This is a genomic window from Pseudoalteromonas sp. c7(2019), from assembly GCF_011378625.1.
In the GTDB taxonomy this organism is placed as follows: Bacteria; Pseudomonadota; Gammaproteobacteria; order Enterobacterales; family Alteromonadaceae; genus Pseudoalteromonas; species Pseudoalteromonas arctica.
Genome location: NZ_WTKS01000008.1, coordinates 94,674 through 118,731, shown reverse-complemented (window position 1 = coordinate 118,731; position 24,058 = coordinate 94,674). Strand labels below are relative to the sequence as shown.

18 protein-coding genes are annotated in these 24,058 nt (G+C 37.7%); 2 read left to right on the top strand and 16 right to left on the bottom strand.

Going from position 1 to position 24,058, the window contains the following annotated elements; translation table 11 throughout:
- Positions 1-2 precede the first annotated feature (2 nt).
- From GQR38_RS10815 to GQR38_RS10765, 11 genes are read right to left on the bottom strand one after another with little or no spacing between them, the layout of a single operon-like run.
- Complete coding sequence (locus tag GQR38_RS10815; protein WP_165721212.1) at positions 3-524, bottom strand: prepilin-type N-terminal cleavage/methylation domain-containing protein; 522 nt, start codon at positions 522-524, stop codon at positions 3-5.
- A gap of 22 nt (positions 525-546) precedes the next feature.
- Entirely contained in the window at positions 547-1,131 is a 585-nt protein-coding gene (locus tag GQR38_RS10810) for a prepilin-type N-terminal cleavage/methylation domain-containing protein (RefSeq protein WP_165721213.1), read from the bottom strand.
- 1 nt (position 1,132) lies between these two features.
- A complete protein-coding gene (locus tag GQR38_RS10805; RefSeq protein WP_165721214.1) occupies positions 1,133-2,353 on the bottom strand; it encodes a type II secretion system F family protein in 1,221 nt (406 codons plus the stop codon).
- Positions 2,340-4,067, bottom strand: coding sequence for a GspE/PulE family protein (locus GQR38_RS10800; RefSeq protein ID WP_024594461.1), 1,728 nt, complete (start codon positions 4,065-4,067; stop codon positions 2,340-2,342). Before GQR38_RS10800 ends, GQR38_RS10805 begins: the two co-directional genes overlap by 14 nt.
- Positions 4,064-5,206 carry a tetratricopeptide repeat protein gene (locus GQR38_RS10795; RefSeq protein ID WP_165721215.1) on the bottom strand — a complete coding sequence of 381 codons (1,143 nt, stop codon included), beginning with the start codon at positions 5,204-5,206 and terminating at the stop codon, positions 4,064-4,066. The genes GQR38_RS10800 and GQR38_RS10795 overlap by 4 nt, the downstream gene beginning before the upstream one ends.
- Complete coding sequence (locus GQR38_RS10790) at positions 5,203-6,105, bottom strand: AAA family ATPase (RefSeq protein ID WP_007586321.1); 903 nt, start codon at positions 6,103-6,105, stop codon at positions 5,203-5,205. The genes GQR38_RS10795 and GQR38_RS10790 overlap by 4 nt, the downstream gene beginning before the upstream one ends.
- Before the next feature lie 2 nt (positions 6,106-6,107).
- A complete protein-coding gene (gene mshL / locus GQR38_RS10785; RefSeq protein ID WP_165721265.1) occupies positions 6,108-7,766 on the bottom strand; it encodes a pilus (MSHA type) biogenesis protein MshL in 1,659 nt (552 codons plus the stop codon).
- Complete coding sequence (locus tag GQR38_RS10780; RefSeq protein WP_165721216.1) at positions 7,750-8,076, bottom strand: agglutinin biogenesis protein MshK; 327 nt, start codon at positions 8,074-8,076, stop codon at positions 7,750-7,752. Before GQR38_RS10780 ends, mshL begins: the two co-directional genes overlap by 17 nt.
- Positions 8,054-8,749 carry a hypothetical protein gene (locus GQR38_RS10775; RefSeq protein WP_007586316.1) on the bottom strand — a complete coding sequence of 232 codons (696 nt, stop codon included), beginning with the start codon at positions 8,747-8,749 and terminating at the stop codon, positions 8,054-8,056. The genes GQR38_RS10780 and GQR38_RS10775 overlap by 23 nt, the downstream gene beginning before the upstream one ends.
- The gene (locus GQR38_RS10770; protein ID WP_231609141.1) at positions 8,746-9,345 is read right to left on the bottom strand and encodes a PilN domain-containing protein; all 600 of its coding nucleotides are present in this window, start codon (positions 9,343-9,345) and stop codon (positions 8,746-8,748) included. The genes GQR38_RS10775 and GQR38_RS10770 overlap by 4 nt, the downstream gene beginning before the upstream one ends.
- Positions 9,342-10,265, bottom strand: a complete 924-nt coding sequence (locus GQR38_RS10765) for a hypothetical protein (protein WP_024589870.1) — start codon at positions 10,263-10,265, stop codon at positions 9,342-9,344. The genes GQR38_RS10770 and GQR38_RS10765 overlap by 4 nt, the downstream gene beginning before the upstream one ends.
- Positions 10,266-10,341: 76 nt before the next feature.
- Here GQR38_RS10765 and GQR38_RS10760 point away from each other — a divergent pair, with 76 nt between their 5' ends.
- Complete coding sequence (locus tag GQR38_RS10760; protein ID WP_165721217.1) at positions 10,342-11,250, top strand: pyridoxal-phosphate dependent enzyme; 909 nt, start codon at positions 10,342-10,344, stop codon at positions 11,248-11,250.
- Here GQR38_RS10760 and GQR38_RS10755 read toward each other — a convergent pair.
- The 4 genes from GQR38_RS10755 to GQR38_RS10740 all read right to left on the bottom strand — a co-directional run bounded on the left by GQR38_RS10755 (position 11,247) and on the right by GQR38_RS10740 (position 18,460).
- Positions 11,247-12,866, bottom strand: a complete 1,620-nt coding sequence (locus GQR38_RS10755; protein ID WP_165721218.1) for an EAL domain-containing protein — start codon at positions 12,864-12,866, stop codon at positions 11,247-11,249. The two genes, GQR38_RS10760 and GQR38_RS10755, sit on opposite strands and share 4 nt — an antisense overlap.
- 513 nt (positions 12,867-13,379) lie before the next feature.
- Entirely contained in the window at positions 13,380-16,109 is a 2,730-nt protein-coding gene (locus GQR38_RS10750; protein WP_165721219.1) for a response regulator, read from the bottom strand.
- 240 nt (positions 16,110-16,349) lie between these two features.
- Entirely contained in the window at positions 16,350-17,072 is a 723-nt protein-coding gene (ssb, locus tag GQR38_RS10745) for a single-stranded DNA-binding protein (RefSeq protein WP_007586300.1), read from the bottom strand.
- Positions 17,073-17,092: 20 nt separating this feature from the next.
- Entirely contained in the window at positions 17,093-18,460 is a 1,368-nt protein-coding gene (locus GQR38_RS10740; protein ID WP_010553785.1) for an MFS transporter, read from the bottom strand.
- Positions 18,461-18,622: 162 nt separating this feature from the next.
- On the opposite strand from GQR38_RS10740, the gene uvrA reads away from it, so the two are divergent.
- On the top strand, positions 18,623-21,448 hold the full coding sequence (uvrA, locus tag GQR38_RS10735; protein WP_165721220.1) for an excinuclease ABC subunit UvrA: 2,826 nt from the start codon (positions 18,623-18,625) through the stop codon (positions 21,446-21,448).
- Positions 21,449-21,724: 276 nt separating this feature from the next.
- Here the strand turns inward: uvrA and GQR38_RS10730 are convergent, their stop codons facing one another.
- The gene (locus tag GQR38_RS10730; protein WP_165721221.1) at positions 21,725-23,866 is read right to left on the bottom strand and encodes a winged helix family transcriptional regulator; all 2,142 of its coding nucleotides are present in this window, start codon (positions 23,864-23,866) and stop codon (positions 21,725-21,727) included.
- Positions 23,867-24,058: the final 192 nt, after the last annotated feature.

Sequence of the window (24,058 nt, the reverse complement as noted above, 5' to 3'; positions counted from 1 at the left end):
AATTAACAGCCCGTAGTAACAAGTGTTATTACTGGAGGAGTTACAACTACAGGGCCCGTCGTCGCAGTAGCTTGCTTATAATCAATACGGCAATCATCTCCCTTTACATAGCTGTTAGGATAAATAATTAAAGTACCATCGGCTGCTGAATCATCTAGATTAAAATCCGCAGAATCATCAGTAGCGAAACTAACATCTAAAAATGCTTCAAATGCAGCAAGTGTTGCTGCTGGGTAACCATAAACTGTATCGACTGCATCCCCTGTATCTACAGTAACTTCAGCCGTTGCCTTTTTGTGATCACTAGCAATAATAGACTTACCATTTACAATATTCATACCACTGCGAATCGACCCTTGTAAGCCTTCAAGTGTTGAAGCATTCGCATCACCTTGCAAGTTTAAAAAACGAGGGGCTGCAGTAACAGCTAAAATGCCTAAAATAACAATTACGATGATCAATTCAACAAGTGTAAAACCTGCTTGTTTATTTATTGGTAAACTTTTTAACGATTGCGTTTTCATAGATAAGCCTCTTTTTAATTACTTAGTTTTTAAATATTTTTACTTTGCCTGTTTTAGCAAAGTATGAAAAACCTGTTAAACCTGATATTTCACCCGTATTGGTAGGTATACTTTTAATATCAATGGTATGAGTTAAATAATAGACGCATTGCGTACTTTCTGCATTGTACCTAACTAAAAAACTTACACTTTTTATTATCGATATTTCACTACTTAAGGTACTGCTTGGTGCATCTTGTAAAATTACATTTAATACTTGGCGGCATTTATGAGCATTTATAGACTCTGCGCGAGTACCTTTTTTTTCTGTTTCGTCACCCGTTGGTGTACCTAACGATCCATCAACAGCAACTATCACTCCTCCATAATTAACGAATGTTATATTTGACTTACTATTTGGTCTCCCTTCTAACTCCCATTGACCTCTAACCATGCCAACAGCCGATGAAAAACTACCCGCAATAGCATCTACGCTTGCATTATGCGCTTGATTTTTAATACCTATATATTGAGGTATAGCAAAACTCAAAATTACTGCCAGTAAAATAACAACAATAACTAACTCAAATAATGAGAAACCTTTTGAGTAAGCTATTGTTGTGTTCACCTTAATTCCCTTTAATTGCCGACATCATGTTCCACATAGGCATAAAAATACCCAATGCTAAAATCAGCACCATAATGGCAACAAACACAGTTAAAATAGGTTCTATTTTTGCAGTTAAGCTTCGTAAGTCATAATCAACTTCACGCTCATAATAATCAGCTGCTTCTTGAAGTAACTCATCAACCCGACCGGTTTCTTCACCTACGGCGACCATCTGTAATACAAGCTGAGAAAACAGCTCAGAACTTTTTGAGGCTCTAAGTAAGCTATCGCCTTTTTCTATATCTTGGCGCATAGTAATAATCGCTTTTTCCATATAGCTATTATCTACAGCATGCGCTGTTAGCGATAATCCCGTGGTCATAGGTACACCAGACCGTAATACCATAGCTAAACTTTGACTATAACGTGCAAGCAACGTACGTTTTAAAATATCGCCAATAAAGGGGATTTTTAATTTATATTGATCCCACTTGAAGCGTCCTGGTTCTGTATTTAAATAACGCTTCCAAGCGAATACCGCTCCAATCCCCACAACTAATAGCAACCACCAATAGTTAACAAAAAAGCTACTGGTGCCAATTAATATTCGTGTCATTAACGGCAATTCGGCATCAAATTTGGCAAACATGCTCGCAAAGGTAGGAATTACAAAAATATTTAAAATGACCATAGCTGCTACAAGAGCCAAAATAACAAAAGTAGGGTAGCGCATAGCTGCTTTGATACGCTTACGAGTTTCCTGTTCTTTTTCAAAGTAAATAGCGAGTTGATAAAATGCATCTTCTAATCGGCCAGAACCTTCACCAACCATTACCATTGACACAGTTAAGCGGCTAAATACCTCGTTATGAATTGCCATTGCACTGGATAAGTCGCGGCCTTGCTCAAGTTGCCTGGTAACTTCCATCAATACATTTTTAAATTCTTTATTTTGTGTTGTATCTGCCAATCCAATCATTGCTCGTATAATTGGAATACCCGCTTTTAGTAGCGAATACATTTGTCTAGAAAACATAATCATGTCGTCTAGCGTTATTTTTTCGACAAATAAATTATCAAAAATTTTAATATTATTTTTTGTTTCAACTAAAGAAATTGATATGGGTATAAATTGACGCTTCATTAAACTATCAGCTACGCCAGCTTGGTTACTCGCTTCTAATTGGCCTTTTACCAATACACCTTTGCTGTCTTTCGCTTTATAGCTATATAGTTGCATCAATATCCCCTACTATTTCTGGGATATATTCAGCCACTTTAAATACTTCATCTAAAGAGGTAATACCTTTCTTAGCGTAATTTAATGCCATAGCCGAGAGTGGTGAAAAGTTAGCACTATTTTTAGCAGCCTTTGCAAAGCCTTGTGTATCGTTAGCGCGCAATGCATCCATCATTGCATCATCCATTTCGAGCAACTCAAAAATACCTACACGTCCTTTATAACCAGTGTGATTACATGCTGTGCAACCTTGCCCTTTAGAAAATTGAGCATCTGTAATCTCTTCGCCTAAATATTTTAACCAACTTATTTCTTGGCGATCTGGCAAGTACGGTACTCTACAGTCATTACATACTCGCCTTACTAATCGCTGAGCAATAATCGCTCGCAGTGAGCTTGCCACTAAGTAAGCCGGTGCACCCATGTCGATTAAGCGCATAGCGCTGGTAATTGCATCATTGGTATGTAACGTTGATAGTACTAGGTGGCCTGTTAAAGCGGCCCTTAATCCAATATCTACGGTTTCTTGGTCACGCATTTCGCCAACCATTATAATGTCAGGATCTTGCCTTAGAGCGGTCCGTAAAATACTGGCAAAACTTAGCCCTATTTTATTATTTATTTGTACCTGGTTAATACGTCCAATACGATACTCAACAGGATCCTCTACTGTAATAATTTTACTTTCTTGTTGGTTTAACTCACTTAATGCACCATAAAGTGTGGTTGTTTTACCCGAGCCTGTTGGCCCAGTAACTAAAACCATGCCATGTGGACGTTTTATAATGCTGCGCACACGTTTTAATATGTGTGCCGGCATGCCTGTTTCATCTAACGATAATAATCCTGCAGATTGATCAAGCAAGCGCATTACAACTGATTCACCATGCTGAACCGGCATGGTAGATAGGCGCACATCAATACTATGGCTGCGCACTTTTATATTAAACCGGCCATCTTGAGGGAGGCGTTTTTCAGATATATCTAATCCCGACATAAGCTTTAAACGTAGCACTAGTGCCGATGCTATTTTTACTTGGTTAAGAGTGTGCTCTTGTAATATTCCATCTACACGTTGACGAATGCGAAGCAAACCTTCATCTGGCTCAATGTGAATATCAGATGCGCGAACTTGCACAGCATCCTCAAATATTGATTGCAGTAACTTTACAACGGTTGCATCGGATGTCTCATCACCTAAAGAGTTTAAATCAAACTCTTCTACGTCTTGATATTCTTCATGGAGTTGTGCTGCAAAGTTGGTAATTTCATCTGTACGACGATATACGTTGTCAAATGCAGCCATGATTTGGCTTTCTTGTACAACAGCTAAATCTATTCGTTTAGGAGCAAGCATAGTCGCAAGTTGATCAAGCCCCCTTAAATCAGCAGGATCGCTCATCCCAACCAAAACAGAGTCACCATTATCTTCGATTACTAGTGCTCTGTAACGACGCGCATATACCTCAGATAAAAGCTTAGATACATCGTGTGATATTTTTCGCTGTGATATATCTAAAAAAGGTACCTGTAATTGCTGCGCTAAAAAGCGTAATAATTGTGGCTCACTAATAAACTCAAGTGTAATAAGTGTCGAACCTAATTTACGGCCCGTTGCAGCTTGAACATTTAATGCTTCACTTAGTTGCGCTTCGGTGATCATGTGTTCGTGAACAAGTAAATCGCCTAAGCGCATTTTTAAACTAGGTCTCATACGGCCTCCTTTAGTGCAACTAAACGCTGTAATGCATGCTGGGTCATAGCGGTATTTAACCCACCTAAATCTAGAGCCACCTTATAAAGCTGTTTAGCATCGAGGTACTCTCCTAATGCATCTTTTGAGGTTGCAAGTGCAAGCCACCACTTGGCTTGGCTAGGCTGGAGCTGTGTAAGATGTTTAAAGCTTTCAAGTGCTTTATGGTGCTTACTCGCACTTTGCGCAGCAGTACCTTGCAGCACCCAAAAATCAAGATTCGCCTGGGATTCAAATTCATCACTTAAAAGCAGTAATACCCCTTCATACTGTTGTTGCATAATGAGTATTTTGCTTAGCATTACACGCCATTCAAGTACGTCAGGGTTTTGGCGAATACCTGATTGCAAAACCTGTTGCGCAGAATTTATATCTTGCTGTCTAAAGTAAGTTGCAGCCAGTAAGTTTCGGGCCTCAACATGTAAAGGCGATTGCGCTAAAATAATGTTTAAATCACTAATTGCTTCGTTGTATAAGCCAAACTGTATTGCCTGTTTAGCTGCTGCTAATTGCTCGACTAATAAAGCCTGTGGTGACTTAGTTTCTGCCGCGCTTTTGATCATAGTATTTTGTGGCTTAGTTTTAGCCACTGAAGTAATTTTTGGCTTGCTGACAATAACTTCGCTAGCCACTAACACATTATCTTTAGCTAGTGCAGGGCTTTGTTTAACCTCGGCAATTACAACCGGCTCAGCCGTTGGTTGAGAAACCAGTAATGTTGCTTCACTCAACTTGGATTCAGCTAAATCATTCACTTCTGGTTTTATTTGCTCAACTTGCACAGCCTTCTTCACAACTTCTTGCTCAACTAAAGGCTCTACAGTGCTTTTTTCATCTTGAGAATCAGATAAATTAGAGCTCAAAACCGCAACCATTTTTTGCTGTGGTAACACAGACTCACGTTGAGTTTCTTTTTTGTCGGCGGTCGGTAAATACAGGTATGCTAAAAAAATGACACTTAGCATAATAAGTAAAATTACGGCTTTAAATACAATGTTTTTTACATCATATATTGGCTTTACGCTTATACCTTCTTGAATATTCACTTGTTTAGCTTCACGTTGCTCAATATTTTTAAGCATATTATTTATAACGCTCATAACCACTGCCTCCATACCCATATGGCAGCAATAGCTAAAACACTAAACATTAAAGCGCTATAACTCCAATATTGGCCTGTTCGGTATTTTGCGCAGTCTTCAGTATCTTTTATGGCAAGCTGAATATGGCGATTTGTTATTGTATTTAACCCTTCACCGTACGCTTGTAATAGTGCTTTGTGGCATAAAATATTAACTAACCTAGGAATTCCACGGCTTGCTCTGGCAATCTTAAGCCCCATACTATTATTAAATAAAGGAGGCCTATTAAATCCTGCAACTTGTAAGCGATGATTAATATAATAAACAACCTCAGCGCCAGTCATCGCCCGTAATTTATACGAAAAACTAATACGTTGGCGTAACTGCCTTACTTTATTATTTGCCAGTTTTTCATCAAGTTCAGGTTGCCCAAATAACACAACTTGAATCAACTTTTCGCTTTCTGTTTCTAAGTTTGTAAATAATCTCAGCGCCTCTAGAGTCTCCCAACTCAAGCATTGCGCCTCATCTATCAAAAGCACTACGCGCTCATTATCTTCTTGTAAGTCGAGTAAGTGATGATTTATAAGCTGCCCTAGTGCTTGTTGGTCCAATGCTTTATCTACATCCATACCCAGTTCAATTGCAATCGCCCATCTAAGCTCTTCAGGACTTAAATAAGAGTTAGGTAAATAAGCCACAATGTAATCTGGCTCAAGTTGGTTTAATAGTTTTCTACAAAGCAACGTTTTACCTGTCCCAACTTCACCGGTGACTTTAATAAACCCTTCACCCATTTCAATGGCTGTTGTTAGCACTTGCATCGCTTCATGGTGCGGTTCAAGTGCACAAAAAAATTGTGTGTTAGGGGTTAATGTGAAAGGCATTTCACTCAAATTAAAAAAGCTTAAATACATAGTTAATTTTCATACCATGTTTTTAAAAGCTGACGGCTTTCACCTTGTTGTTTTTTCCAAGTATCGGGCATAACAACGGTTGGTTTGATTAAAATAATTAGTTCTTTTTTCTCTTGGCGTTTACGAATACTTTTGAATAAGTTGCCAAATATGGGGATATCACCCAGCACGGGTGTTTTTGATTCTTCATCCTGTGTTGACGTTTGCATCAAACCACCAATAACCACTATTTCGCCACTTTGAGCGCGAATAACGGTATCTGACTCTCGAATGTTGCTTTGCGCTAGAGGTAACTCAAAACGTTGATCGTCTAAAGTAATTACTTTTAGCTGCTCTTCTGTTTCAGTTACTGAAGGGTGAACATGCAAAATAACTGAGCCGTACTTGTCAATTTGCGGCGTTACATCAAGGGCAATACCAGAAAAGAACGGCGTTAAATCAATCTCAGGCGAGGTAGTTGTAGCAGTACCTGTTACCGTCGTACTTGATACATTAGTAACAAAGTATTCGTCTTGCCCTACTTTTATAACTGCTTTTTGGTTGTTTGTAGCCGTAACACGAGGGTTGGATAACATTTGCACATCACCTTGGGTTTCTAGCAAATTAATAACCCCGTTAAAGTCACCTTTTTGAATGGTTAGCGATGACGCTCCGCCAATGGCAGCCGAAATGCTATTACTAATTGTAGAACCCGCTGTTGTAGCAAACGAAATACCGCCTTCTAAACCACTGGCTATGCGCTCCCAGTTGACCCCTTGTTGGTACTCATCTTTTAAGGTTACTTCTATTATTTTTGCTTCTAGAATAACTTGGCGTTGTAGGTTTTCTTGGCTTTGACGTAAAAACTCTTTTAGCTGACTAATTTCGCTTGGTAATGCATTTACGGTTACCAAACTAGCTTGTGGGCTTGCAACAACATAGCGCCCATCGCTTGCGCCAATTAAAGACTTAAGGGCAACTTCTAATTCCTTCCAAAAATCGTTTTTATTAATTGTTTGGATTCGAGAACCATTTAAATCTAAGCTTTGATTATCGCCGCCAAATTCACTATTTTGCTGGTTACTATTACCTGAACTTGAACCACTCGAACCACTGCCACTTTGTGCAAATTGACTCACCCCACCAGCAACAACACTCACTGTAGACTGACCATGGCGTTGCATCATTAAATAATTTACAGGTATTGTTTCTGTGCGCATTTTGGCTGGTAGTACTTGTACAATTCGTCCTTCGTTAACAATATCTAAAGGATACATACGCTTAATAACATTAATGACTTCATTAAACGTAACGCTTTTAAGATTTAAATTAATTGTGCCATTTACCTCAGGATGCACAGCAACACTAAAAGGGGTATCGTCTGTTAAGCCTGCAAAAAAAGCGCCTATTTCGACATCATTTGCTGCGACATCAAAACGCTTGATAGATAAATCATCACTTATAGTTTGCTCATTATTTATAGATGACAATAAGCTTTGTGTAAGTTCGCTTGGCATTTGTAAAGGCGCAATTACTTTAGGCTCTGTAGGTCTTTCAGATAACTCTTGCTCTATATGATTTTTAACCTCTTTGCCTGGTTTAAAGCTATGGCACGCAGTTAAAAATGTAGGTAACAATAGAAGAACAAGCCACGGATGAGATAAATTATTTTTTAATTTCATAGTCATATAATTCTAATTTTATTTGTTTATCATCATTTGCTAACACAACCTGTTTTGAGTTAATGCTTAGCACCCGAAAATCATCTACAGCATCACCAACTCGATAAATATGGCCTGAAATAATGGCCTTAAATGCTGTACTGTTTTTAATAATAGATTGCAATTTAAGTTCTGTACTTTGCTTAACTGGACTATTGTTACTCACGAACATATTTGGCTGAGTCGGATCGCGAAGTTGCGCAAGCGCACTCGGTGCTAAAGCGAACAAAAGTAATAAAAAATATAAATTATAATGCGATAAATTTTTCATTAGCGCTCACTGTAGCAATTTGTAAAGTTAATTCAGCTTGAGGGTACTCTAGTACCTGATAACTAAACTCTTGTATTAATAACTTATCTTGATTATTTTTTAATGCGGCTAAATACTTTTGTAAGCTAAAGTAGCTACCTTGCAAAGTAACTACCATCTGATGCTCAAAAAATAATGTTTGCGTATCATGTTCACCTAGTTTTTCTACATCGATAGCCCGTGCTGGTTTGACATTAAAGCTACTCACTTTTACGTCGCTACTATCTACGAGCAAATCTTTTAAAACGGCAGGTACATTTTTAGCAGCTACAAAGCCTTGGCTAAAACTATTAAGTTGATTATTTATTTCGGCTAATTCATCTCTGGTTTGTGCAATTTGACCGCGTAAAACCTTAGTGTAGTCGTAGTTTAGTGCTTGGTTTAACATGGAGAGTTGCGCATTTATCTGCTGTAACTCTTGCAGCGTTGTATTGTGCTTTGAACGTATGTTGGCAACTTCATCTTGCTGTGGAAAAATAACGAACCAGAGACCGAGGTAAATCACTATAAACAAACCAACAAATAAGGTGGAATACTTCTCACGTTTTTGCAGCGATGCAAACTGAGCTTGGTATTTGACCCATAATGGCCAACCTTTATTTTTATTATTCTGGCTACTTATTGTTTGGCTCATGGTTTATCGCCCTCATCACTAAGCTCTGTCGCTACATTAAATTCACTCACACCTGCTTGCGTAGATAACTCTAAAACTGAAAACTCTTTATCAATAAAAAATGGCGACTGTTTTAAATTATCAAACCAAATTGGTAAGAATTTTGATTGCGATGTTTGACCTTGAAGCGTCACACTTTGCCCTACAAACTTAATGTGGGTCAGCCAAATATTAGGTTCATGATACTTAGCTAAATCGTGCATTACCTGTGCGTAATCGGTTGCAGACTGATCTGAACTTTGCTCTAAATAGCTAAATATTTGCTGCTTGTGCAAAACCTCTTGCTGAAGTGTTTTTAGCTCATTAATAAAGAGTGTTTTATTTTGTTTCTCTGCTAACTGCTGTTTTACAACTTCTAACTGAGCTTTTCCTTGTTTGAGGTATTGCCTATTTTGTTCTAAATCAAGCTCACTAGAATATGTTTTATAACTGTAAAAAGCCCACGTGATTGCAATAATTAATAGCGCACCTAACCATAACGTAATCATTCCAGACAAAGGGACTGGGTCTCGCCGTACGCGTAAGGTTTTTTGATAAAAGTTAATCCGGGTTTTCATAGCACAGACTCAGGATCTGTTAATTGATAGGCTGCCCCAAGCGCATAATAAAAATTTGGCTCTAATTGCTGCGCTAATTCTAAGTTAGGCTCAAAATCTACAACTTTTACTTGTAAAAACTCTGCAAGCCCGGCTCTAAGAGTTAATGAAGATAAATCATCGCACTGTAACTGAATGCTGCGAATTGGTGGTTGCTTGAGCTGGCTTTCAAAAAAGTCCATAGAACGCTGAATTTCTAATCCTAACGCTTCTATCAATTCTTGATTTTGATCTTTATCAGAAATACCTAAAAAACCATTTAATCGTCTAGCTAATACTAATTGCCCATCACGAATAATTAAGATTCGAGGTTCATGATTAGCATGTTGCACAATCAGCATATGCGCCTCTTTGTATGAGCCAAACAAGGTAACTAAAACCATTTCTTCAGAGGTCATTGCACGCAAAACAGGTTTAGTTTGTTCAAAACTGTCTATAAACGGAAGTAGTTGCAGCTTATTCGTAATAAACACATTCATTTTGCTGCTTTGCATCGGTAATGTTATTGGATAATCGATAAAATCAGCCACAATATTTTCAGAAGCTATATCAACTAAATCTTTTGTAGTCCAAGGGAGTGACTGAATAATTTCTTCATCACTAAGGTTTGGTTTATCCATTTGCACTATTTGATAAAAGTAGTGCGGTATGACTAAATTAACGGCACAAATATCAGTAGAAACCTCATTTGTACAAGCAACAATTGCAGCGGTATAATCGGTTTGCTCAGACACATTTACACTGTGAGAACTGTGAACCATCCATTGGTCGCGTTGTTTTTTTAAACATACTGCGTTAACAGTATCTGCGTAAGTTGCAACACCAATAGCTGTATTTGGATCTAAACTACGATTTAACCATGAAAACAGCTTTTCTTTCATATAGCTACTATTGTTAATTGTGTATGAAATAAGTGTCGTACATTTTAACTACTTTGCCAAATTGAAAACCAAAAAAATGCATGAAACATTCAAAATAGATGAAAATAACTATATTCAACAAATACATAGCTCGTTTCTAAAAAAGAGAAAAATTTATTTAGGTATAAAACGTGATGATTTGCTCCATCCGCTAATAAGTGGCAATAAATGGCGTAAATTAAAATATAATTTAGCGTACATGCAAAAGATAAATAAAACAGAACTTCTGACTTTTGGTGGTGCGTTTTCAAACCATATTCACGCCTGTGCAGCTGCCGGAAAAGAATTTAATATAAAAACTCGCGCGATTATTCGCGGACCTGAACTGGATAACAACAACCCAACAATCCAATTTGCAAAACATTGTGGTATGAACCTACATGTAGTTAATCGTATAGAGTATCGAAAACGCCACGACACCGATTACCTTAATGCTCTGCAAGAGCGCTTTCCAAATGCTTATATTATTCCTGAAGGTGGCACTAACGAGCACGCCTTATTAGGATGTAAAGAGTTAGTACAAAGCTTACCTGAGCATAGCTACTTAGTGTGCCCTACCGGTAGTGGTGGCACGCTTGCTGGATTAATAGAAGGCAGTGCTTCAACAACACAAGTGATTGGTGTAGCAGTATTAAAACAAGCTAATTATTTAAATGAAGAAATTAAAAAACTAAGTAACAAAGCCAAAAGCCAAAACAACTGGCATTTACTCACAGAGTTTCATGGTGGTGGCTATGGTAAGTTTTCTCCTGAGTTGTGGCAGTTTTGCCAAGATATGAGTCGCACACATAATCTACCGCTTGAACCTATTTACAGCGGAAAAATGATGTATGCATTGTGGCAACTTATTGAGCAAGATTATTTCCCATCTGGGAGTAAAATTATTGCGGTTCATACTGGCGGGCTTCAGGGCTTGAATGGACTTAAATATAGAGGGTTAATTTAATTAAATACCGCTTGCGTAAACTCTTGAAGTGGCTCTGAAAAGTAAAACCCTTGAGCTCCCACCACTCCCAATTTGGCAAGCGTAAACAACTCTTTTTGAGTTTCTACACCAACGGCATACACAGGTAAATTTAAAAGGTTTGCGGCTTCAACTATCTTTTTTATTTGCCTTTGATTTTGAGTTTTTTCATTTAATAAATGAATTAGTTCGTATGATAATTTAAGCCCGCATACTTGGTTATAATTAGCTAATACAGCTACTTTTTCACTACTTTTTACATTATCAATCACAACTTGTGAACGGCTTTTTTTAATTATATTTAGTGCATTAGTTATCGATTCTCTATGAGTAAAAAACTCAGCCTCACTTATTTCAAATTGTAATTTAGCACTTAATTTAAGCTCTGCTATTTGACTAGGTAACCATTCCCAAAATACATTATTAAACCAATTTTTAGGGTGTAGATTTACACTAACTGTTAAGGCCGAAGATTCACTCAGCATTAGCTTTTTAACTTGTGTTATTACTGCTTTATCTAATATTAAAGCGTCTTGATTACTATAAACCTGATTAATAAAATAACGAGCAGCTAGTAAACCAAGTTGGCTATGCCTAACCCTAATAAGAGCTTCATGTTCTAAAATTTCCCCGCTAGAGAGCTCAAATAAAGGCTGGAAGAATAATATAAATTTATTCTTTTTAATATTTTCGATAACTTGCTTACTAGAAAGTGGTTTTTCTTGACAGTAATTTAACGCTAAGCGGTGAGAATGCTGCACTAAGCTGTTTTGCGATAGCATAAGTGCTGATTTTGCTAACTGATAAACCGCAATTTTATCTGCGCCTAATCGATAGTCGCACGCACCTATTTTAATGTTTTTATGAGTCATACTTTTTTGATGATTCTGGCATAGTAAAAACACACTTTTATGGAGCTTTTCAACGTAGCTGTCTAACTCGGGAATAGGAATGTGTGGCAAGGTTACGGCCAAGTAACTGGAATTTAGTATTTTTACCGACACATCTTTAAATTCAGTCAATTTTCTAGTGATTAACACTTTAAAAATAGCTTCTTTATCGGTTTTCTTATCAAAGTTACATTCAATGAGTAAAAATAAGCTATGTGATGCTGTATTACCCCCATACAAAGAACTTAATTCGCATTTTTTTACTTGTTTAATTAATCGTATTTTATTTTGTTTTTGTTTAATAATTTTAGTAGGTTGTATCATTGTATTTTTAGGCGTAACTTTGCGGCTTACATTCAATAACCCCCACCAGCGATAAGACCAGCTAGCTGCGCCTAATATGATCAAGTTTAGCAATATAAATAAGTAACTTTGTGTTACCCAAGCAGGATAATGATAGAGGCTCAAACTTAATGTTTTATAAGAAAAAACTTCGCGCTCTATATTTACTAAATGCCTAAAATGCTCTGCAGGCTTTGGCACTTCCAACACAAAACCTTCACTTTTAGCTAATGCGGCCAACACTTCATTGTTTATAGAAGGAGATAAATTCAGCTCGTAAACTTGTTTAACGAACTGCTGGCCAGAAGCATGAACTTTTTGATGTAATGCATCATTTAGAACGAAATTAAAACTAATAAGTATCATTAAAAATAAGACAAAAGAGATACCTTTGAAGTACTTTAAAAGCCAGATTTTACTCTTTTGCATAGCCTGCCACTCGTTAAATTATTAACTAAAGTGTTGTTCAATATCTATAGAAGTACAAGGCTGTAAACTAAGTTTAAACGTTTATTAATAGCGCTAAACAAAAAACACTCAGATAAACGAGAACTTACAAAAACAAACAACTATGCCCTTTATTTTATAAATAGATAATATTGAATCCTCAAGCTTAAGCGCGTTTTGTTTGTAGTGTGTACAGCGAAGCGATGTGCTTTGTTTATGGTGCCTAACTCACTAACTTCTGACATTGATAATTCAACCTTTGCTGAAATAAACATATGGGGAAAAGAATGTATGAGACTTCATATAGCAACCGGTGGCCAGATTCTATTTTATGAATTGTCTTTTTAAGTTATCCAAAATAGGCTCAAGCAACGGGAGACATTACGATAGGTACTTAATATGAATAATTATTAAATCACTTTAATGGCTCAGCTATTTATTTAAACAGCGGATTATAGTTTCACGTAGATTTTGCGCTTTAATAGGCTTTGCAACATGGGCGTTCATGCCAATGGATAAGTATCGTGTAATATCATCTTTCATAACATTAGCTGTTAAAGCAATTATTGGAATATTTGCGATTGCTTTGTCACTATCGCTACGAATAATTTTACTCGCCTCAACCCCGTCCATAATAGGCATATGAATATCCATCAAAATAATATCGTACGATTGTGATTTCACGGCTTGAATACATTCTAATCCATTGTCAACCAAGTAAATTTGAGCATCAGCCTTCTCTAGTATGTTTGTAACGATAAGCCTGTTGATCGAGTTATCTTCCACAACCAATATTTTTATACCTGTCAGCGACGCTTCACTTACGGTGTTTACTATAGGCACTTCATTAAGAGGGCCTACTACTTTACTTTCAATCGCCTCATACAAAACACTCGTGTATACAGGTTTCTGCAAAATAGTTTTTATACTTACTTTTTTGGCTGCATTATTAAGTAAACTTTCGTCACTCATTATAAGCACAATCGTGTTGTTATAAAGTTGAGGATTAATATTGAAAATGCGTATTAAAAAAGTTTCGCTACTCATTGATGGCATAGCCCAGTCGACAATAATAATTTTAAATTTCTCTTTATTGTGTTCAATAATATCAACAGCTTGTTTAGCAGATTGACAGGCCGTACATACCAGCCCCATAGCCGTTAGCTGATTTTCAATTACCTTAAGATCATCTTCATTATCATCTATAATTAATACCTCAAACGAATCAGTAAATGTTAGGTCGGGAGTGTTATCAATCAACGCTTGGTTATTCAATTTCACCTTAATCGAAGCTATAAATTCACTACCTACACCTTGAGTACTTTTTACCGTTATATCCCCACCCATCGATTGGCATAAACGCTTACTTATAGTTAAACCTAAACCTGTGCCGCCAAATTTCCTGGTTGTAGAGCTGTCAGCTTGAGTAAAAGATTCAAATAAATCGGTAAGGCTTTGCTCGGCAATCCCAATACCGGAATCCTTAACAATGAAATACAAACAAACGCTCTTAGGATCAGCTAACGATCTTTTTGATTCTATTAATACCGATACAAAGCCCTGTGTAGTAAATTTAATTGCGTTAGAGCATAAATTTAGCAGTACTTGGTTTATTCGAACTACATCACCTATTAAATCGAGCTTAACCTCTTTACCAATGACAATATCAAATGTGATCCCTTTGCTTTGAGCTAGCTCATCAAAAGTTGCTTTGATGTAGTCAACAACCGAATTTACAGAAAAAGGAAATTCCTCAAGGTTAATATTTCCAGACTCAATTTTTGAAAAGTCTAAAATATCGTTAATAACTACAAGGAGTTGATCTGAAGAATATTTAATTTTATTTAAATAATGCTCATATTCCCCAGGCAAACCTTTTTCGAGCAAAATGTTGGTTAAGCCAATAATCCCACTCATAGGGGTTCTAATTTCATGACTCATATTTGCTAAAAATTCAGACTTAGCGGATGTCAGCTTTTCGGCCTCTTCTTTGGCTTGCAACAGTTCTTCAGTACGCTGATCAACGCGAGACTCTAATCTTTGCTTTTCTTCATCAAGCTCTTTTAAAAGTTGAATGCGGCGTTGATTTAAAAACAATACGAAAACTAAAAAGCTGCTAAGAATAGAAATAATCGCAGTAGCGCTGTAAATTAATGTTTTATTTTGCTCAAAATAGGTTGGCTCGTAATAAGATATGATCGACTTTTCTGGCAAGCTTTGTGGAGCTATATCGAACTTGTTTAATTGACGCCAGTCATAAGCGTAAACACTTAGCCCTTCACCACTGATTTCACTTAAGCTTTTATTTTCATTGTATAAAACTATCGAATCGGCAATGCGTTCGCCTATTTTTTCACCCGACAACACATACCCACCAACAACACCTGAGCCTAATAGTACCTCCCAATAACTAAAAACGGGCGCAGAACTTGCTTTTGCTAATTGCTCTACGAGCTGATAAGGGCTAAGGGATTTATTGTCGTAATGCCTGAAAATGGGAGTAAACAATATAATTGAATCATCTGGCGCATTTTTTACTTTAGTGAGCAGCTCTGGCATTGAAAGATCAAACCACTTCTCTACGTCTAAATACGAAAAGTCACGGTTAATAACCGAAAAGAGCCCTCGATAAAAGCTCATCCCAATATCGTTTTTTGTATCTAATATAACGATTAATTTTTTAGGCTTCATTAAATTAACAGCGCTTGCTGTTGCTTGCGCGTAATCTAATTTAGCTTGGATCACTGCTCCGTTAGTATTTTTAGGCAAACTAAATTGAGCGCCTGGTTCCAAATATATTCTTGAAGCATTTATAAAAAAGTCATCTAATTGCGATAAAAGTACTGCTGCAGAAGGAGACTGAGTAACAATGATATCGATGTGCTTATTTTTATATTTTTGTTTGAGGTAGTCCTTCATTAACTGTTTTTGATTTGCTTCATCGAATCGGTTTACATCCATATTTTCAACGAAGAGTTCATAACTAAAAGAACGTTCTATAAGTTTTTTACGCAGTCCAGAATCAACACTTTTGTGCCAAGGCATATCTTGGTTTGTTGAATTTATAAATAAAACATGAGTAACATTTGAAGAAGGTTGAGCGTTTGAAATTGGACTCACAAATTGAAAAACAAGAAATAAAAATAAGATATTAGTTTTCATGTTTCTCATTGCGTAATCAAGGTGAAAGTCCTTTAATGGTAAGTGTTAACGATATATATATCAATTAAATAAAATGTAAATACCACCATAATTTAACATGTTTACTAATACTATTTCATTTTATTGCTTAATGACGATATTCATTGATAGTTCTGGGTTGCCCTCACTACACAGCTCGTATAAAAAAACCCCGTAAAAACGAGGTCTAATATGAGTATTACACTAATAACTTTATATCATTTAGAACGGGATATCGTCGTCAAAATCAATGGTTGGTTCCATTGGGTTTGATGCGCCACCTTGCGGAGCACTTTGTGGTTTAGGAGCGAAACCACCTTGCTGTTGTGGTGCACTTTTTTGCTGTGGTGCATAACCACCTTGCGGCTGATATTGATTACTTTGCTGCTGTGGTGCTGGAGCCGGTTTTGGTTGTGCTGCTGGTGCGGCTTGTTGCTGCGGATTATAGCCACTTTGCTGTGCGGCTTGGCCTTGGTTATTTTGACCGTAACCACCACTTTGTTGACCACCTTGCGGCTGATTACCTTGGTAACCACCACCTTGTTGTCCACCTTGCGGCTGATTACCTTGGTAACCACCACTTTGCTGATCGCCACCACGTGCGCCTAACATTTGCATTTGACCAGTAAAGCCATCTACAACTATTTCTGTAGTGTATTTTTCTTGGCCTTGTTGATCGGTCCACTTACGTGTTTGAAGTTTACCTTCAACATAAATTTGTGAACCTTTACGACAATATTCACCAACAATTTCAGCTAATTTGCCAAAGAACACAACACGATGCCACTCAGTTTTATCAACCATTTGGCCAGTGTTTTTATCTTTATAGCTATCCGAAGTTGCTAAGGTAATATTTGCTACACCATTGCCGTTAGGCATATAACGAACTTCAGGATCTTGCCCTAAATTACCAACCAAAATTACTTTGTTCACACCGCGTGCCATGGAACCATCTCCTATAAATGTTAGATTAAACCAGCTACTTTACGTGCTTGGTCTAGGTCAAATTCTTTATCATTAATCTTTAAATAGCTGCGACTTTCATCGCGAACCACAGTTGCTTCTATTACGCCTGGTAAAGCAACTAACTGAGAAGCGAGTGTTTGAGCATGCTCTTCAGAATCTAATTTGGTCATTAAACTAATAACTTTACTTTTGGGTGGGACTTGCATTTTCCACGCAATAATAAGCCATATTAACCCAACAAGTGCCGCTGCCGCAAACACAGCTTGCGTCGTTGTAGTTTGTGCTACATAACCACCTAACATACCGCCTAAAAAGGCGCCTAAAAACTGACTAGATGAGTAGCCACCCATTGCCGAACCTTTTTGGCTTGCAGGTGCTATTCGCGATACAAGCGCAGGCATAGTGGCTTCTAAAAAGTTAAACGCCACAAAATAAAGCAGCATACACACAGCAATGCCTACTACACTATTAACCCATACCGACATTGCTAGCATACTAATAGTTAACAAGGCTACTGAGCCAATAAATGCTTGTTTTTCTTTCTCTTTTTTAATGGCTACAATCATTATTGGTACCATTAATAAAAATGCTAAAAATAGCACTGGAATATATAAATACCAGTGATGGTCGGCAACTAAGCCATCTTTAATTAATTGACTCGGCAGTACGACAAATATTGTGGTTAGCGTTAAGTGTAATAGCAATACACCTGCATTTAATCGTGCTAACTGAGGGTGCTTAATTAGTTTTTTAATGTCGCTAAAGCTTGCTAATGTATCGCCTTTGGGCGCTTTATTTACCGCATTTGGCACTAGCATAGTCACTATAAATATACCAAAAACAGCTAAAATAGCAGTCAACCAAAATACACCCGCAATACCCCACGAAGCTGCGACAATTGGCCCAAGTAGCATAGCAAAGGCAAAGCTCATTCCTATGCTCATACCAATAACGGCCATTACCTTTGGTCGTTGCTCATCGCGGCTTAAATCTGAAGCAAACGCGAGTAGCGCACTGGCTATTGCGCCCATACCTTGTAGAGCGCGGCCTACGGTAACCATTTGAATAGAGTCAGCTAATGCAGCAACTACAGAGCCAATAGCAAATACGACTAAGCCACCAACAATAACCTTTTTACGACCAATCTTATCGGATAATCGACCCATAGGTATTTGCAATACGGCTTGCGTTAAACCATACGCACCAATGGCAAAACCAATCCAAATAGGCGAAAAACCTTCAAGCGATTGTCCATAAATAGCCAATACAGGCATCAGCATAAACAAGCCGAGCATTCTAAATGCAAACACACTCGCCAGCGATACTGCGGCGCGTTTTTCTCGTGAATTAAGTGAAGATGCGGTCATTATCTGCGTGATCTTACTCTATGAAAAATTGAGGTTGGGATTCTACCATAAGCTTGGCAATAATTAATCGCCTATAAGTAAGGATTTTTCATTGATCAAGGATTAATATTGCTTCGTATTATGCGATACTGAGTAAATAATTTTGGTAATAAACGAGATAGCATGGAAAACATTGAAGTCCGAGGCGCCCGTACGCATAATTTAAAAGACATCAGCCTAACCATCCCACGTGATAAATTAATAGTTATTACTGGTCTATCTGGTTCGGGGAAGTCATCACTTGCATTTGATACACTTTATGCAGAAGGACAACGCCGTTATGTTGAATCACTCTCTGCGTATGCAAGACAATTTTTATCGCTTATGGAAAAGCCTGATGTAGATCACATCGAAGGCCTCTCTCCAGCAATTTCTATTGAGCAAAAATCAACGTCTCATAACCCACGATCAACTGTGGGTACTATTACCGAAATTTACGATTATTTACGACTTATGTTTGCCCGCGTTGGCGAACCACGATGCCCTACACATGATTTACCACTTGCTGCGCAAACCGTTAGTCAAATGGTAGATACTGTTTTGGCACTGCCTGAGGGCAGTAAGTTAATGCTGCTTGCGCCAATAGTAAAAGAGCGTAAAGGTGAGCATGTTAAGTTATTAGAACAGCTATCGAGCCAAGGTTATATTCGCGCCCGTATAGATGGTGAAGTATGTGACTTATCTGATCCACCAACACTTGAGCTTCATAAAAAACATACAATTGAAGTTGTTGTAGACCGTTTTAAAGTAAAAGATGGCTTACAACAACGCTTAGCAGAATCGTTTGAAACCGCGCTTGAAATGTCTAATGGCGTTGCGCATGTAGCATACATGGATGATAGCAGCGCTGAAGAAATTCTATTTTCAGCAAACTTTGCCTGTCCTACTTGTGGCTATGCAATGACTGAACTTGAGCCGCGTTTGTTTTCGTTTAATAACCCAGCTGGTGCGTGCCAAACCTGTGATGGTTTAGGTATACGTCAATATTTTGATCCTAATCGCGTAGTGCATAACCCCGAGTTAAGCCTTGCTGGCGGTGCAATTAAAGGCTGGGATAAACGCAGCTTTTATTACTATCAAATGCTACAAGCCGTTGCTGAGCATTATAGTTTTGATTTAGATGTGCCTTATCAAGATTTAGACAGCGACTCGAAAAAAATTATTTTAGATGGCTCTGGTAGCACTAAAATTGCGTTTAATTACCGTAACGACCGTGGCGATTTAATTACGCGCAATCATGAGTTTGAAGGCGTTTTAAACAACATGAATCGCCGCTACCGCGAAACTGAGTCAAACTCAGTACGCGAAGAGCTTGCTAAATACCAAACAAGCCAAGCATGTCCTAGCTGTAATGGCTCGCGTTTACGCGAAGAATCTCGAAATGTATTTATTGGAAAAACCAACTTACCTGCAATCACGTGCATGAGTATTGGTGAAGCTATGGAGTTTTTTGAAGGGTTAACGCTAACCGGACAAAAAGGCCAAATAGCTGAAAAAATACTAAAAGAAATTCGCGACCGTTTATCGTTTTTAATTAACGTTGGCCTAAATTACTTATCACTTGAGCGCAGCGCCGACACACTATCAGGCGGTGAGGCTCAGCGTATCCGCTTAGCGAGCCAAATTGGTGCCGGTCTTGTAGGTGTAATGTACGTACTAGATGAGCCATCTATTGGATTACATCAACGCGATAACGACCGCTTGCTACAAACACTGGTCCATTTACGCGACTTAGGTAACACCGTTATTGTAGTAGAGCACGATGAAGATGCTATTCGTGCCGCTGACCATATTATTGATATTGGCCCAGGCGCGGGTGTTCATGGTGGGCATATTATTGCTCAAGGTACACGCGACGATATTTTAGCAAGCAAAGAGTCTGTTACGGGCCAATTTTTATCAGGCGTACGTAGAATAGAAATACCAAAAAAACGTCATCCAACGAACGACAAGTGGCTAGAGCTATTTGGCGCAACGGGTAATAATCTTAAAAATGTGGATTTAAAAATCCCATTTGGTTTAATGACCTGTGTGACAGGTGTATCGGGCTCGGGTAAATCAACGCTAATAAACGACACTTTATTTAAACTTGCTCATACAGAGTTAAATGGCGCAACAACAGCCGAAGCGGCACCGTATAAATCAATTAGCGGTTTAGAGCATTTTGATAAAGTGATCGATATTGACCAAAGCCCGATTGGTCGTACTCCGCGTTCAAATCCGGCAACCTACACAGGTATATTTACCGGTATTCGTGAGTTATTTGCAGGTACACAAGAAGCGCGCTCACGTGGCTACAAAGTAGGTCGCTTTAGCTTTAACGTTAAAGGCGGACGCTGTGAAGCGTGCCAAGGTGACGGCTTAATTAAAGTTGAAATGCACTTTTTGCCTGATGTGTATGTACCGTGTGATGTATGTAAGAGCAAACGCTATAACCGCGAAACACTCGAAGTACAATACAAAGGTAAAAACATACACCAAGTGCTTGAGATGACTGTTGAAGACGCTCATGATTACTTTGATAAAATACCGGCTATTGCCCGTAAACTTAAAACGCTGATGGACGTTGGTTTATCGTATGTTCGTTTAGGACAAGCCGCTACTACTCTTTCAGGTGGTGAGGCGCAACGTGTAAAACTAGCGCGCGAGCTATCAAAGCGCGATACAGGTAAAACGCTCTACATATTAGATGAGCCAACAACAGGCTTACACTTTGCTGATATTGAACAGCTGCTTGTTGTATTGCACAGACTTCGCGATCACGGCAATACAATTGTTGTTATTGAGCACAACCTCGATGTAATTAAAACAGCAGATTGGGTTATCGATTTAGGACCTGAAGGCGGTGCTGGCGGTGGTGAAATACTCATTGCAGGCACACCAGAAGAAGTAGCCGAATGTGAGCGTTCACATACAGGGCATTACTTAAAACCTCTATTAAATAAATAGAGGTTTTAAGTTGTGGCAAATCAATCGGCATTAAAGTTATTTAACCGTCGAGATTACACTTAATTAAAAATGGCGAGAAGACTCACTTCTCGCTATTTTTTTACTCTAACTTTTCATTTATCAACATAATACCAATCCGCAATAATACTTAATCATTTTGCGGGGCTAAATGTGTCGCTACCTGTGTTAAAAAATTCTCATTTAGACAAAATCGAAAATGCTATTAAAGAAAAAAAACACACCGCTGCAAATTTAACTTCGAAAGATAAACAGGCCCTAGTCGTTCCAACTTATCTGTATTATTTGCATGTCTTTATATTTTGATGCTGTAAAGAAAATCTGATTGTTATCACTAATAAAAAATGCGATAGGTTTAAAATCCACGTGCACATCTTTTACTGTTTTATCTTCTAAATTAAGCCTTGCAACTCTTGAAATTGCATCAGAGTAGTAAAGGTAATTACCATTAATGGCAAAAAGTTGTGCTTGTCGCGCGTCTTTAGGCAATTCCCAACTCTGTTTATTTGATAATTTAATTAACTGATTATTAGTAATTGCATAATTAGTACCGTCAGCGCCTGAAATTAATTTGTTGGCTTTAACATCCTCTAATATAGTTGTGTCTCGCGTTAATAAATTAAACTGAGCAAATAGATTTTCTGAACCATGTCGCTCTAAATAAATTATACTTTCATTATCTTTAGACCATACATAGCTTAGTATTTTTCGCCCTTCAAACTCAGCTATGGTATAGAGCTTGTTCGACATAACGTCAAAAAATGCAATATCACTATTAACTCTTAATAAAACACGATCTTGCTTACTCGATACTCTTAGTCCGCCAATAGCAAAGGTAGATTTACCTTCATAAGTAAAGTTACTAAGTTGCTTTGTAAGTCCATTTTGAGATAACCACAACTGACTGCTACCAGAGCGCTCCGATACAAAAATATGCGCTGGCCCTTTCTCATTAATGACTTCTGCAATGATGTAGTCGTCTTCATCACTTTTGTAGAGTGCTTCATACTCAGGAACATCGCTAAAAAGATTAGTCGCTTTAATTAACGAAAATGCTTGTGTTTTATTTGCTGAGTAAAAAAGGCTATTAGCAGATTGAACTGCAATATAATAAGGTGAAATTGCTGGGGTAACCGTTAGTGTGCGTTTAATAATATTATTTTCATCAAACACAATGGTTGAAAGTTCAGAGCCTTCAAAAACAATCACGCCTTTATCGTCTGCAAGCCAGTCAAACGCGAAGCTAATTATGCTTTTCTTTGCTTTAAATAACCGCTTGGTTTCATGGGTCTCAAAGTTGTAGCTAAATACAGAAAAAGGCTTACCCTTTTGACTAAGTACATATGCTATTTTACTACCGGAATGAGATAAACGAGGCATGATTACGCCATACATGACGCCTGGTGGTGGGATCACTATGAATTCTTTTTTAAGTTCTAAATCATATTTATATAAACCTGAACCCTCATGCTCATTTTTATATTCGGTGTAATAAATATGCTCACCACTTTCGTCTACTTGCGCATAACCTGTGTATCTAAGGTCACACTTTTTAATTAAGGTAGCCTCTCCTATAACAGGAAACTGGCTTAAATCAACGAGAACCATTTTACACTTTTGCTGCTTTAAGTTGGTCGCTTGTAACAACACAGAGTGCTGATTTAACTGCCACGATAAAATGGATACTTGAAAGCCAGGATAAGTAATTTCAACTTCCCTTTGATCAGATAGTCGCTTTACAAATGCATGCATTACGTCATTTTCAGGTTCAACATTTGTATAAGCTAAATATTGTTTATCTGAGGACATCTCAGGGTGAACCTCACTGCCTATATTCCACGTGCTTGCTACCTTATTAACCGTGATCTGTTTAATCTTTTCGCTAGAAGGTGCATTAATAAAAAACAACCCAAACCATACTAAAAAGCACAGGCAAATAATGACGAATAAAGAATAAATCAAAAACTTTTTACTATTCGTTCTTTGAACTGGTTGCAAAATAGTTGCAGTAGCTATCTCTTCATTTTTGGCGGAAATACCCGGTGAATCAGGCAAAATGTTTGCAGGCTCTTTAGAAACGTTTGCTTGCGTTAAACGCTCAGGCATTACTGTTAGGCTATATCCTTTACGGTAATGTGTTTTTAAAAGCGGCGCTTTTTCAATTGGGTGGGCAAGTTGCTTTCTTAACTCTGATATTGCACGGTTAATCGCATTATCGTCAACAAAGCTTTGTTGCCACACACTCTCAATAAGCTCTTGGCGGGAAACGATTTGTTGAGGCTTATCTATAAAGTGGAGTAATAACTTTACTAAAAGTGGATCTAATTCCCTTTCTAAATGGTTTGAAGTAATCACACAGCGATTACTAATAAATTGCCAAGGTCCGATTTGATAATTCATAGTCTTTACGTATTTTTATTTTTATAAACCGTATCACATCTACACTTTATTTTATAGAAAAAGCATTTTAAACCTTATATTAGCATTATAAGGTTTAAAGCTAACATACTAAATTTAAACAATTATTTAGCTTTAAAACCTTATCTATTAATTGCTCATAACTAGATAAGCGACTCTTAATAAATTCAGCGA